Origin of the sequence: Pseudomonas oryziphila (genome assembly GCF_003940825.1) — a bacterium.
Classification (GTDB): domain Bacteria; phylum Pseudomonadota; class Gammaproteobacteria; order Pseudomonadales; family Pseudomonadaceae; genus Aquipseudomonas; species Aquipseudomonas sichuanensis.
On record NZ_CP034338.1, the window covers coordinates 3,092,972 to 3,106,671 of the forward strand.

Genomic DNA, 13,700 nt, shown 5'->3' on the forward strand with positions numbered 1-13,700 from the left:
GCCTGATCCATGCCGCAGTTCTTCATTGACCGCCCGGTCTTCGCCTGGGTGGTCGCGCTGTTCATCCTGCTGCTCGGCGGCCTGGCCCTACCGCAGTTGCCGGTAGCCCAGTACCCCGATGTGGCGCCGCCGCAGGTGGAAATCTACGCCGTGTACCCGGGCGCCTCAGCGGCGACCATGGACGAAAGCGTGGTCAGCATCATCGAGCAGGAGCTCAATGGCGCCGACAACCTGCTGTATTTCGCCTCGCAAAGCAGCCTGGGCAGCGCCACCATCACCGCCAGCTTCCAGCCCGGCACCAACCCGGACCTGGCCCAGGTGGACGTGCAGAACCGCCTCAAGGTGATCGAGTCGCGCCTGCCGCGCCCGGTCACCCAGCAGGGCCTGCAGGTGGAAAAGGTGTCCACCGGTTTCCTGCTGCTGGCCACCCTGACCTCCGAGGACGGCAGCCTCGACGAGATCGCCCTGTCGGACATCCTCGCGCGCAACGTGATGAACGAGATTCGCCGGGTCAAGGGCGTGGGCAAGGCGCAGCTGTATGGCTCGGAACGGGCCATGCGGATCTGGATCGACCCGGCCAAGCTGGTCGGTTTCAGCCTCACGCCCAACGATGTGGCCGAAGCCATTGCCGCGCAGAACGCCCAGGTGGCGCCGGGCAGCATCGGCGACCTGCCCGCCCGGCCGACCCAGGAAATCACCGCCAACGTGCTGGTCAAGGGCCAGCTGAGCACCCCCGAAGAGTTCGCCGCCATCGTGCTGCGGGCCAACCGCGATGGCTCGGCGGTGACCGTCGGCGATGTCGCCCGGGTCGAGATCGGCGCCCAGGAATACCAGTACGGCACCCGCCTCAATGGCAAGGCCACCAGCGCCTTCAGCGTCAAGCTGGCGCCAGGCGCCAACGCCATGGAAACCGCCACCCTGGTCAAGCAGAAGCTCGATGAGCTGTCGCGCTACTTCCCGGCCGGGGTGAAATACGACATCCCCTACGACACCTCGCCGTTCGTCAAAGTGTCGATCAAGCAAGTGATCAACACCCTGGTCGAAGCCATGGTGCTGGTGTTCGCGGTGATGTTCCTGTTCCTGCAGAACTTCCGTTACACCCTGATCCCGACACTGGTGGTGCCAGTGGCGCTGATGGGCACCTTCGCGGTGATGAACGCACTGGGCTTCTCGGTCAACGTGCTGACCCTGTTCGGCATGGTGCTGGCCATCGGCATCCTGGTGGACGACGCCATCGTGGTGGTGGAGAACGTCGAGCGGATCATGGCCGAGGAAGGCCTGCCGCCCAGGGAGGCCACGCGCAAGGCCATGGGCCAGATCAGCGGCGCCATCGTCGGCATCACCCTGGTGCTGGTGGCGGTGTTCCTGCCGATGGCCTTCATGAAAGGCTCGGTGGGGGTCATCTACCAGCAGTTCTCGGTGTCGATGGCGGTGTCGATCCTGTTCTCGGCGTTCCTCGCCCTGAGCCTCACCCCGGCGCTTTGCGCCACCCTGCTCAAGCCCATCGGCAAAGGCGAGCATCACCAACGCAAAGGCTTCTTCGGCTGGTTCAACCGCCGTTTCGACGGCATGAGCAACGGCTACCAGCGCTGGGTCACCCACGCCCTGGCGCGCAGCGGCCGCTACCTGCTGGTGTATGTCGCGCTGGTGGGAGTGCTGGTGTATGGCTTCAGTCAGTTGCCCAGCGCGTTCCTGCCCACCGAAGACCAGGGCTACACCATCACCGATATCCAACTGCCGCCGGGCGCCAGCCAGGCACGCACCATCGAAGTGGCGCGGCAGATCGAGGCGCACAACGCCGAAGAGCCGGGCGTGGCCAACACCACGCTGATCCTGGGCTTCAGTTTTTCGGGTAGCGGGCAGAACGCGGCGCTGGCCTTCACCACGCTCAAGGACTGGTCCGAGCGCGGCAGCGACGACAGCGCTCAGTCCATCGCCGACCGCGCGACCATGGCCTTCACCCAGCTCAAGGACGCCATCGCCTACTCGGTGCTGCCGCCGCCGGTCGACGGCCTGGGCGAGTCGAGCGGCTTCGAGTTCCGCCTGCAGGATCGCGGCGGCATGGGCTACAGCGAACTGATGCAGGCCCGCGACCAGCTGCTGGAACAGGCGCGCAAGAGCAAGCTGCTGGTCAACGTGCGCGAAGCCTCGCTGGCCGAAAGCCCGCAGGTGGCGCTGGAAGTGGACCGCCGCCAGGCCAACGCGCTGGGCGTATCGTTCGCCGCCATCGGCGAGGTACTCAACACCGCAGTGGGCTCCAACTACGTCAACGACTTCCCCAACCAGGGCCGCATGCAGCGGGTGGTGGTGCAGGCCGAAGGCGACCAGCGCAGCCAGGTCGAGGACCTGCTGAAGATCCATGTGCGCAACAACAGCGACAAGATGGTGCCCTTGGGCGCCTTCGTCACCGCCCACTGGCAGAGCGGCCCGGTGCAGCTGACCCGCTACAACGGCTACCCGGCGGTGTCGATCTCCGGTGAACCGGCGCCTGGCTACAGCTCGGGCGACGCCATGGCCGAGATCGAGCGCCTGGTGGCGCAACTGCCTGCCGGCGCAGGCCTTGAGTGGACCGGCCTGTCGCTGCAGGAGCGGCTGTCCGGCAGCCAGGCACCGCTGCTGATGGCGCTGTCGCTGCTGGTGGTGTTCCTGTGCCTGGCGGCGCTGTACGAAAGCTGGTCGATCCCCACCGCGGTGCTGCTGGTGGTGCCGCTGGGCGTGCTCGGCGCAGTACTGGCGGTGACCCTGCGCGGCCTGCCCAACGACGTGTTCTTCAAGGTCGGCCTGATCACCCTGATCGGCCTGTCGGCGAAGAACGCCATCCTGATCATCGAGTTCGCCAAGGAACTGGTCGATCAGGGCGTCGATGCCACCCAGGCCGCGATCCAGGCCGCCCGCCTGCGCCTGCGGCCGATCGTGATGACCTCGTTGGCGTTCATCCTCGGCGTGGTGCCCTTGGCCATCGCCAGCGGCGCCAGCTCGGCCAGCCAGCAGGCGATCGGCACCGGGGTGATCGGCGGCATGCTCAGCGCCACCTTTGCCGTGGTGTTCGTGCCGGTGTTCTTCGTGGTGGTGATGCGCCTGGCCGGGCGTGACCGGGCCAGGGTGGGCAAGCCAGTGAGCAGCGAAAGCTGACTGGACAAGCCCCTGGGTTGAATGAGAGGGTTCCCGGCATTGACTGCCCGGAACCCTTTTTCATGCCCGCTGCCCTGCCCCCCTGCTCGATCCTCATCCTCGCCGGTGGCCGTGGCCAGCGCATGGGCGGCCGTGACAAAGGCCTGCTGCCGTGGCGCGGCGAGCCGCTGGTGGCCCATGTGCAGCGTGTGGTGCGAGGGTTGTCCGACGATGTGGTGATTTCCTGCAATCGCAACCAGGAGCTGTATCGGCCCTATGCCGACCAACTGGTTGGCGATGCCGAGGCCGACTTCCCTGGGCCGCTGGCCGGGGTGATTGCCGGGTTGACGGTGGCCAGGCATGAATGGGTGGTGCTGCTGGCGTGCGATGCGCCGTTGGTTGATCAGGTGCTGATAGAGGACCTGCTGAAGCTGGCTGTAGAGCACGACAGTGCGGCGATGGTCCGTCAGGGGGGCTATTGGCAGCCGATGTTCAGTGCGCTGCCGCGGCGTGTGCTGCCGGTGCTGGAGCTGGCTTGGGCGGCGGGTGAGCGGAGTTTGCAGAAGGCGCTGTTGGTTGAAGCTGTGCAGGGGCTGGAGTGTGCGCAGGATGATCAGCGGCTGAGCAACTTCAACAGCCCGGAACTGCTGCAGGACTGAATCATCGAGGGTGTCAGAAATTTTGTGTTCGGGCATACCATGAGTAAGAGGTGCATGCATGCCAACCAAAAAGAAACCGCTTCGAGAGTTACCGAAGGTCCCGAAAGAGCTGCTTGAACAGTTTTCCGCAACCCCACTGATGACCGCAGAGGCTATCGAAGAGGCTTCTGCCGCCTTCAAGAAAGCGTTGATCGAGCGGGCCCTGAACGCCGAACTTGGCCATCACCTGGGCTATCCTCCGGGCGCGCAGCGCCCAGAGGATGAGACCAACCAGCGCAATGGCACGAGTGGCAAGACAGTGCTGACAGGCGATGGCCCGCTACGGCTGGATATCCCTCGGGACCGTGACGGCAGCTTCTCGCCCATTCTGATCCCCAAGCATGAGCGCCGTTACACCGGATTCGATGACAAAATCATCGCCATGTACGCCCGTGGAATGACGGTCAGAGAGATCCGGGCCTTCCTGTCCGAGCAGTATGGAACCGACGTTTCACCCGATTTCATCAGCTCTGTGACAGACGAGGTCATGGAAGAGATTGGCGCGTGGCAACAGCGGCCACTGGAGCCGATGTACCCGGTCATTTTCTTCGATGCGCTGCGGGTGAAGATCCGCGAAGAAGGTCTGGTTCGCAACAAGGCCATTTACTTGGCCCTGGGCGTTCTCCCCGACGGGACGCGCGATATCCTGGGCATCTGGATCGAGAACACCGAGGGTGCGAAGTTCTGGATGAAGGTCTTTAACGACCTCAAGAAGCGTGGCGTCGAAGATGTGCTGATTGCCGTGACCGATGGCCTCAAAGGCATGCCAGAGGCCCTCAGCGCAGTGTTTCCAGAAACGACGCTGCAGACGTGCATCGTGCACCTGATCCGCAACAGCCTCGACTACGCGGCCTGGGACAAGCGGCGGGCTCTGGCCAAGGAGCTGAAGCCGATTTACCAAGCCATCAATGCCGAAGCGGCTGAGCAAGCACTCGATGAGTTTGAGAACGGGCCGTGGGGCGAGAAATATCCGACGGTGGTGGCTGCTTGGCGACGGGCTTGGGATCGCGTGATTCCATTCTTTGTTTTCCCGCCCGCCATCCGAAAGGTGATCTATACCACCAACGCCATCGAGAGCATCAATGCCCAGCTACGCAAGGTCATCAAGACTCGCGGACATTTCCCGAATGATGATGCAGCGACCAAACTGATTTGGCTGGGATTGCGCAACATCACAGCCAATTGGGGAAAACCGGCCCATGACTGGAAAAGCGCGATGAATCAATTTGCGATTCTGTATGGAGATCGGTTCATCAGGCCAACCTGGTGAGAATCAGGGCCTGCCTAGCGGCAGGCCATTACCGGCCCGCACACAAAAAATCTGACAGTCCCGAATCATCTGCTGCCAGTGCCAGCCTCTTCGCGGGTAAACCCGCTCCCACAGGTACAGCGCCGCCCCCTGTGGGAGCGGGTTTACCCGCGAAGAGGCCAATGAAAGCAATGCTCAACGCCCGGACAGTTCCCCGATACTGATCTCACGCATCCTGAACTTCTGCACCTTCCCCGTCACCGTCATCGGGAACTCATCAACAAACCGGAAGTGCCTTGGCACCTTGAAATGCGCAATGCGCGCCCTCGCCCACTCGCGCAGTTCCTCCTCGCTGGCGCTGTGCCCAGGGTGGAAACGAACCCAGGCCACGATCTCCTCGCCATACTTGCTGCACGGAACACCGATCACCTGCACATCAGCCACCGCCGGGTGGGTAAAGAAGAACTCCTCCAGCTCGCGCGGGTAGATGTTCTCGCCGCCCCTGATGATCATGTCCTTGCTGCGCCCGACGATGCGCACATAACCCTGCTCATCCATCACCGCCAGATCGCCGGTGTGCATCCAGCCCTCGCCATCAATGCTTTCGGCACTGGCCTTGGGGTTGTTCCAGTAGCCGAGCATCACGCTGTAGCCACGGGTGCACAGCTCGCCGATCTCGCCGCGCGGCAGCGTGTTGCCCTCAGCGTCGACGATCTTGTTCTCCAGCCGTGGCTGGGTGCGGCCGACACTGGTCACCCGGCGCTCAAGGTCATCATCGGCGCCGGTCTGCAGCGACACCGGGCTGGTCTCGGTCATGCCGTAGGCAATCTGCACTTCACCCATGTGCATCTCGCCGATCACCCGGCGCATCACCTCGATCGGGCAGGTGGCGCCGGCCATGATCCCGGTGCGCAGGCTGGACAGGTCGAACTCGCCCCGGCGTGGGTGATCCAGCTCGGCGATGAACATGGTCGGCACGCCGTACAGCGCGGTGGCGCGCTCCTCGGCCACGGCCTGCAGCGTCAACAGCGGGTCGAAGGCGTCGTTGGGGTAGATCAGCGTGCTGCCGTGGGTCATGCAGCCGAGGTTGGCCATGACCATGCCGAAGCAGTGGTACAGCGGCACCGGCACCACCAGGCGGTCGTGCTCGGTGAGGCCGAGGCTTTCGCCGACCATGTAGCCGTTGTTGAGGATGTTGTGGTGGCTGAGGGTGGCGCCCTTGGGGAAGCCGGTAGTGCCGGAGGTGTACTGGATGTTGATGGCGTCGTCCGGGCGCAGGCTGGCCTGACGGGCGGCCAGCTGCTCGCTGCCGACCTCCCCGGCCCTGGCCTGCAAGGCCGGCCACGGCAGGAAGCCTGCTGGCGGCGCGCTGGCCAGACTGATCACGCCACGCAGCTCGGGCAAGCGCTCGCAGGCCAGAGCACCAGGCTGGCTTTCGCCCAGGCCGGGCACCAGCCCGAGCAGCATCGCGTGGTAATCGGAGGTCTTGAAGGCATCGGCGCAGATCACCCACTGGCAACCGGACTGGCCCAGGGCGTAGTCCAGCTCGCTGCTGCGGTAGGCCGGGTTGATGTTGACCAGGATCGCGCCGACCTTGGCGCTGGCGAATTGGGTGATGCACCACTCGGCGCAGTTGGGCGCCCAGATGCCCAGGCGGTCGCCGGCCTGCACGCCAAGGGCCATCAACGCCCGGGCATGCTGGTCGACCGCTTCGGCCAGTTGCCGCCAGGTGTAGCGCAGCTGCTGGTGGCGGACGACCAGGGCCTCGCGGTCGGGGAAACGGGTGACGGTGGCGTCGAAGGCGTCGCCGATGCACTGGGACAGCAGAGATTTGGCCGGGTCGCCCTGGGAGTAACTTGGCTGGGTCATGGGGTATCTCTTGTTGTTCTTGTAGTGGTTGATCCGGCGCCATCGCCGGCAAGCCGGCTCCCACAGGGATCGCGCCAACCTCAAGGCCAGCGCCGTACCTGTGGGAGCCGGCTTGCCGGCGATGGCGCCGACACCGCTCTACCGGACGAACACCTGCGGCGTGGTGGTCGACATGTCACCGCCTGGCAGCTTGATGTTCTTCACCTTCTCCAGGGTATTCGGGTCGAACACCGCCAGGTCATTGAAGGTGCCGCCCAGGTACAGCTTGTCGCCCGCCTTGTCGAAGGTCACGCAGTAGTAGGTATGTTCCAGATTGGCGGCCTTGACCAGCTTCTTCTGCTTGATGTCGTAGCGCGCCAGGCGGTTGAGCACGCCGTACATCTGGTTGCCATCCTTCGGCGAGCGCAGGCCGGTGAAGTACAGCTCGGTCAGCTCGGCGAACTCCTCGGTGTGGGCCTTGCCGGTCTTCAGGTCGATGCTCAGGTAACCGTACAGCGGCTCGGCGGTGGCCGGGTCCTGCTTGGCATCCTTGAACTTGGCAATGGTGTAGAGCATCGAGAACTCATGCCGCGAGCTCTGGTGCGGCCAGAAGTACAGCACGTCGGGTGCGCTGTAGCCGGGGCGGTTCCAGTTGCGCAGCGGCAAGGCGACGGTGTATTTGCCGGTCTTCACGTCCATCTTGTAGATGTCCGGCCCGGCCACGTACAGGCTGCCGTCGTCGGCGGCGCGCATCAGGTACACCTGGCGCGGCATCGGGAAGGTTCGCACCGGCTTGGCGTCCAGCCCGTCGCCGGTGCGGAACACCTCCAGGCGCGGCGGCTTGACCACGTAATGGTCGTTCAGGCGCTGGCTGGGGTTGACCGTGGCATAGACTTCCTTGCCGTCGGGGCTGATGGCGAAGGAGTACATGGCCTTGCCCACCTCGCCCGGCACGCTGGACAGGTTGGCGTGGAAGGTGGTCTTGCAGCTGTCCAGGTCGATGCCATAGATATCGGCAAAGTGGTTGTTGAGCACGTAGGCGGTGCGGTTGTCCGGCGCCATCATCGCCGTGCCCGGGCCAAACGAATCGGGCATGCGGCAGGTCTTGTACAGGGTGTCGCTGGCCACCTCGACCACATGCAGGTTGTTCGGGTAGTTGGTGGCGATCAGGTATTCGTGGCCGGCCTGCAGGGCTTTGCCTGCGTCGTCGGCCTGGGCCGCCCAGGCACAGGCCGTGGCGGCGACGCTAAGCGCGAGTTGCGCGCAGAATCCAGGTTTCATGCGGTTTCCCCTTGTCGTTCTATTTGTCTTTCGGGAATACGGTGCCGAGGTTGCGCCAGTCTTCGGCGGAGTTGGTCGCCTGGGCGTTCCAGTCCTGGTAGGTGCTCATCATGTCCGGCACCTGGGCCGGCCACCAGCAAGGGTCGGAACAGCCATACAGGTCGGCCTCCATCGGCTGGCACAGCGAGCTGACGCCACCAAAGGCGTCCACCTCCCAGCCCGGGTCGGTGGTGGCGGTGCAGCCGGCCACGGCGCTCATCGCCAGCACTTCTTCGACGCGGTCCTCGGCGGCGGCCTGTTCAAGGATGCGCGCCTTGTTGTTCAGCGGTTTGAGGTGCTTCATGTCAGTGCGCCTTCCTGGGAGTGATGTAGCGATCGATGAAGGCCGGGTTGGCGGCCATGATGCGGCTGTAGACTTCGATGCCGAAGTCGACCCAGTCGCGCATCAGCTCGCAATAGTGGTAGGTCGGGTGCTGCGGGTCGCCGTAGCGGGCGTAGCTTTCGTGGTAGCAGCCGCCGGAGCACAGGTTGCGGATGCGGCAGCTGTCGCAGCCGGTGCCACTGCGGTCCAGGCGCTGCGACAGGAAGTCATTGAGCTGTGCCTGCTTCACGCCCTGGTGCACGTTGCCGAAGGTCGGCAGGCTGGAGCCGGTGAAGCGGTGGCACAGGTTCAGCTCGCCCTCGTGGTCCACCGCCAGCATCTTCAGCCCGGCACCGCACGGCAGGGCCTTCTTGTGGCCCTCGTGGATGTCGGTGATCAACTGGTGCAAGTTGGAGAAGCCGATGTTGCGGTGCTCCAGCGCCGCCTCCAGGTAGCGCCGGCCGAGGGCCTTCATGTTGGCGAACACCTGCACCAGCTCTTCGCTGCTGAGGTTGAAGTCGGCCATGTCACCGGAGGTCACCGGGGCGAAGCCCACCTCGGCAAAGCCCATCTCGTTGAACAGGTGGTTCCAGATGGTCTCCACATCGGTGATGCCCCGGGTCAAGGTCACGCGGGCCCCCACCGGTCGGCTGTCATAGCGCGACAGCAGCATGTCGGCCTTGCGCCGCACCACGTCGTAGGTGCCCTGCCCGCCCACGGTGATGCGGTTGCGGTCGTGCACGGTCTTGGGCCCGTCGATGCTGATGGACAGCCCGAAACGGTGAGCGTTGAGCCAGTCGACGATCTCTTCGGTGAGCAGCGTGGCGTTGGTGGTCATGATGAACTCCACCTGTTTGCCGGCCTCGGCGAAACGCCGCTCGCAGTACGCCACCATGTGTTCGATCAGCGGACGGTTGGACAACGGCTCGCCGCCGAAGAACACCACGCTGTAGCGGGTTTCGTCGGGCGACTCCTTGAGCAGCATCTCCACCGACGCCTCGGCGGTGGCGGTGCTCATCTTCTTGCCGGCCGAAGGCTTGTCGAGGTCTTCCTTGTAGCAATAGGTGCAGCTGAGGTTGCAACCGGTGTTGACGTTGAGCACCACGGTGTTGAGCGCCGTGCGCTCGACCTGCTTGAGGGCGATTTCCGGGGTCAGCGGCGAGCCGTCGCTGACCACTTCCAGGGCGATCAGCTCGCGCAGGGTTTCCTGGATGTCCTGCCCGTCGAACTGCTGGCCGAGCTGCTGCATCAGCTCCTCGGCAGAGCAGCCTTGGCGGCGCAGGGTGTCGATGATGCCGCCGGTCACTGCATCGGTGGCGAACAGCGAACTGCTGGGGATATGGAACAGCATGCGGTCGGCATCCACCTGCACTTCGTGCAGGTTGCGTTCGACCAGGTTCAGTAGTGCGCCCATGGCGACCTCCCGATAATCGATTCGTCAGGTGTTTACGCGCTGTGCCCCTGCCCTCAAGGCAACGGCGGGTTGTTCCAGCGCTGCACGGTGACGATCATGTGGCCCTCGCCGGTCTGGCCGCCGTCCGCCAGGGTGGCGATAACCTTCAAGTTGCCGGCGTTGTTGGTCATCATCTTGCGTTCAGGGTTGGGCCCTGCACCGCCAGGTACGAACACGCCGTCGGCCTGCATCTGTCCGGCGAACTTGACGTCTTCGTCCTCGACCGCCCGTTCGTTGAACGGCTCGACTTTCCAGGTGGCCGGCAGGTAGCCGATGCGCAGCGGCTGGCCGCTGGCGTCCTTGCCCCAGGCCTCGGCCTCGAAACGGCCCTGGACCTTGGGCACCGAAGCGCCGTTTTCGCCGATGCGGGCGATGGAGAACGCCGGCACCACCTTGACCTCGTCGACCTTGTCATACACCGCCAGTTGCAGGCCCTTGAGCGCGCCCACCGACACCTCGCGCTGGCCGGCGGCGGCATCCTTGGCGGCACGCGCCTTGACCCGGATCAGCGTCGGTGTCGACTCCAGCACTTCGGTCACGGCCACACCCGCGCCCAGGTCCGGCTTGCCGGTCAGGTCGCTGCCCACCAGGGTGATTTCGCTGTCGCTGCCGGCCTTGATGAAGGCCGGCTGCACCGCCAGCAAACGCCCTTGGCCAGCCTTGGCGGCGCTGAAGTCCAGACCGCGCTCGTCATGTTCGGCCTCGAACATGCGGCCCTTCATCTGCCCGTCGATGGCGGCGAACACCTGGCGCAGGTTGGCCTCGCCGACCTTGACGTTGCCGCGCCACTCGTAGCCGTTGTAGAGGATCGCCGAACCGCTGCCGTTGAACGGCGTGCCGTCGGCATAAGCCCCCTTGACCTCGACCTTGAAAGTGTCGCCCTCGCCTGCGCTGACACTCATCACCCCGCGCACATCGCCCTTGGCGAGCATATGCCCGCTGAATGCCCACTGCCCCACCAGCGCGTCGGCCTTGGGCCGGGCCTTGAGCCATTCGGCCCAGGCCGGGTTGTCGAGGGGGAAGCGCTTGGCCAGGTCCGGCACCATCTGCTTGAGGGCGATGTCCAGCCAGTCGCGGTCGCGGGCCTGGGCCTGGTATTCGAGGGACGGCCACTGGCTCAGGTGGAAGTTGACCAGATGCTCCCATTCCTGGGCCGGGCGCCGCTGCAACGCAACCCGGGCACCGGAGTGGCAACGCCCGCACATCTGGCTGAGCTGATCGTCGAAGTGCTCGACGGTGTTGAGCCTGCGCTCCATGGCGTAGCGCACGCCGTCGGTCTCGCTGGGTGCCAGGCCCTGCTTGTCGGCCAGGTACTTGACCAGGGTTCGGCGGTCGTCGTCGCTGATCGAAAGGCCGTGCATCACCTGCATGCGGGCGATGCTCATCAGCCAGCCTTCGGGGGTCTTGCGCTGGTGGCTGATACGGCTGTAGCTGTCGTTGCCCTCGGGGATATGGCACCCCATGCACTTGTTCTGCAACAGGCTCGGGCCCTGCTCGGCCGCCATGGCCTGGGCGGACAGCAGTGCGGTGGCGACCAGCGCCAGTGTGCCCGCCTGCCGCCGGAGTCGAGTCGTCTTCAAGGTCAGACCTCCACGGTGTTGTTCTTATCGTTATTGCACGCTTGGGTACTGCGGTGTGCATGTGACAGTTGCGATACAGGAAGTGTGCCAGTTGCAGCAAAAATGTTTTGGATCAGTGAGTTGCCTGGGTTTTGCGAGTATGGGCCAGCGATTGAAATTGTAGGTGAACGTCCCATTTCGCGACTGGGTGTTTCACCTTGAGACACCCGCCGGGGGCTGGCAATGCCGGGGCCGCCGTGCGGCCCTTTCGCGGCACAAGGCCGCTCCTACAGAGGATCGCGGTCTCCTGTTGGAGCGGCCTTGTGTCGCGAAAGGGCCGCAAAGCGACCCCAAGCGCCCGTGAATCTGTGTCACATGTCGTCTCACTCGATCTCAATATGCAACAGATCAACCCTGGTTCCTTTAACTCCCAATAAGGCAAAAGCCACCGCTGGCTAGGCCTCACCCAGCATCTGAGTCCATTGGCACGCCCATTGCCCCAGCCCTGCTCACAACCATGACAAGAGGCACCGCCCCATGCATTCCGAACTGCCGATCCTCCCCGCCACACGCGACTTCCTTGCACGCAAGCTCAGGATGCGCATCGGCGCCGACTGGCAGGACGCCGTCAGCGGTCGCACCTTGACCTTTCGCAACCCGGCCAGCGGCGAAGTCCTTGGCGAGGTGCCCGCGGCCGACCCGGAGGATGTCGACCGCGCCGTGCGCGCCGCGCGCCAGGCCTTCGACGATTCGGCCTGGAGCCGCACACGCCCGCGTGAACGGCAGAACCTGCTGTGGCGCCTGGCCGACCTGATGCAGCGCGATGCCCAGCAGCTGGCCGAACTGGAATGCCTGAACAACGGCAAGAGCGCCGCCGTGGCGCAGGTGATGGACGTGCAACTGGCCATCGACTTCCTGCGCTACATGGCCGGCTGGGCCACCAAGATCGAAGGCAGCACGGTCGAGCCTTCACTGCCGCTGATGCCCAACGACCAGTTCCATGGCTTCGTGCGCCGCGAAGCCGTGGGCGTGGTCGGCGCCATCGTCGCCTGGAACTTCCCGCTGCTGCTGGCCTGCTGGAAGCTCGGCCCGGCCCTGGCCACCGGCTGCACCATGGTATTGAAGCCCGCCGACGAAACCCCGCTGACCGCGCTCAAGCTCGCCGAACTGGTGGACGAAGCCGGCTACCCGGCCGGGGTATTCAACGTGGTCACCGGCACCGGCCTGAACGCCGGCGCCGCGCTTAGCCGCCACCCGGGCGTGGACAAGTTGACCTTCACCGGCTCCACCGAGGTCGGCAAGCTGATCGGCAAGGCGGCCATGGACAACATGACCCGCGTCACCCTGGAGCTGGGCGGCAAATCGCCGACCATTGTGCTGCCCGACGCCAACCTGCAGGAGGCCGCCGCCGGTGCTGCCACGGCGATCTTCTTCAACCAGGGCCAGGTGTGCTGCGCCGGCTCCCGGCTGTACGTGCACCGCAAGCATTTCGACAACGTGGTGGCCGACATCGCCGGCATCGCCAATGGCATGAAGCTCGGCAACGGCCTGGACCCGTCGGTGCAGATGGGCCCGTTGATCTCGGCCAAGCAGCAGGACCGGGTCACCGGCTACATCGAACTGGGGCGTGAACTGGGCGCCACCATCGCCTGCGGCGGCGAAGGCTTCGGCCCGGGCTACTTCGTCAAGCCGACGGTGATCGTCGATGTAGACCAGCGCCACCGCCTGGTGCAGGAGGAAATCTTCGGCCCGGTGCTGGTGGCCATGCCGTTCGATGACCTCGATGAAGTGCTGCACATGGCCAACGACAACCCCTACGGGTTGGGCGCGAGCATCTGGTCCAACGACCTGGCCGCGGTGCACCGGATGATCCCGCGCATCAAGTCCGGCTCGGTCTGGGTCAACTGCCACAGCGCCCTGGACCCGGCGCTGCCGTTCGGCGGCTACAAGCTCTCGGGCGTTGGCCGCGAGATGGGCGCGGCGGCGATCGAGCATTACACCGAGCTCAAGTCGGTGCTGATCAAGCTCTGATCGTTTACCAGCACCGGCCTCTTCGCGGGTAAACCCGCTCCCACAGGATCATCACAGGCCTGAAAACCCTGGGGGTCTTGTGGGAGCGGGTTCACCCGCGAAAGGGCCG

9 protein-coding genes are annotated in these 13,700 nt (G+C 64.8%); 4 read left to right on the forward strand and 5 right to left on the reverse strand.

Translation table 11 applies throughout. The features are described 5' to 3' along the window. The first annotated feature begins 9 nt into the window (after nt 1-9). The 3 genes from EJA05_RS14445 to EJA05_RS14455 all read left to right on the forward strand — a co-directional run bounded on the left by EJA05_RS14445 (nt 10) and on the right by EJA05_RS14455 (nt 5,079). Nucleotides 10-3,132 (forward strand): efflux RND transporter permease subunit, encoded by a 3,123-nt coding sequence (locus tag EJA05_RS14445; RefSeq protein WP_125858771.1) that lies wholly within the window; start codon nt 10-12, stop codon nt 3,130-3,132. Between the two features lie 62 nt (nt 3,133-3,194). Beyond that, on the forward strand, nt 3,195-3,770 hold the full coding sequence (mobA, locus tag EJA05_RS14450; RefSeq protein ID WP_125858772.1) for a molybdenum cofactor guanylyltransferase MobA: 576 nt from the start codon (nt 3,195-3,197) through the stop codon (nt 3,768-3,770). Between the two features lie 58 nt (nt 3,771-3,828). Then, on the forward strand, nt 3,829-5,079 hold the full coding sequence (locus EJA05_RS14455) for an IS256 family transposase (protein ID WP_125858773.1): 1,251 nt from the start codon (nt 3,829-3,831) through the stop codon (nt 5,077-5,079). Nucleotides 5,080-5,253: 174 nt separating this feature from the next. Here the strand turns inward: EJA05_RS14455 and EJA05_RS14460 are convergent, their stop codons facing one another. The 5 genes from EJA05_RS14460 to peaA are packed head-to-tail and all read right to left on the reverse strand — an operon-like array spanning nt 5,254 to nt 11,581. Then, entirely contained in the window at nt 5,254-7,050 is a 1,797-nt protein-coding gene (locus EJA05_RS14460) for a fatty acid CoA ligase family protein (protein ID WP_407692099.1), read from the reverse strand. A 15-nt stretch (nt 7,051-7,065) separates the two neighbouring features. Continuing rightward, nucleotides 7,066-8,187, reverse strand: a complete 1,122-nt coding sequence (peaD, locus tag EJA05_RS14470) for a quinohemoprotein amine dehydrogenase subunit beta (protein WP_125858775.1) — start codon at nt 8,185-8,187, stop codon at nt 7,066-7,068. 19 nt (nt 8,188-8,206) lie between these two features. Then, nucleotides 8,207-8,530 carry a quinohemoprotein amine dehydrogenase subunit gamma gene (gene qhpC / locus EJA05_RS14475; RefSeq protein ID WP_046855356.1) on the reverse strand — a complete coding sequence of 108 codons (324 nt, stop codon included), beginning with the start codon at nt 8,528-8,530 and terminating at the stop codon, nt 8,207-8,209. Between the two features lies 1 nt (nt 8,531). After that, nucleotides 8,532-9,962 carry a quinohemoprotein amine dehydrogenase maturation protein gene (gene peaB / locus EJA05_RS14480; RefSeq protein ID WP_125858776.1) on the reverse strand — a complete coding sequence of 477 codons (1,431 nt, stop codon included), beginning with the start codon at nt 9,960-9,962 and terminating at the stop codon, nt 8,532-8,534. Between the two features lie 53 nt (nt 9,963-10,015). Beyond that, nucleotides 10,016-11,581 (reverse strand): quinohemoprotein amine dehydrogenase subunit alpha, encoded by a 1,566-nt coding sequence (gene peaA, locus EJA05_RS14485; RefSeq protein ID WP_125858777.1) that lies wholly within the window; start codon nt 11,579-11,581, stop codon nt 10,016-10,018. A gap of 516 nt (nt 11,582-12,097) precedes the next feature. Here peaA and EJA05_RS14495 point away from each other — a divergent pair. Next, nucleotides 12,098-13,591 carry an aldehyde dehydrogenase family protein gene (locus tag EJA05_RS14495; protein WP_125858779.1) on the forward strand — a complete coding sequence of 498 codons (1,494 nt, stop codon included), beginning with the start codon at nt 12,098-12,100 and terminating at the stop codon, nt 13,589-13,591. Nucleotides 13,592-13,700: the final 109 nt, after the last annotated feature.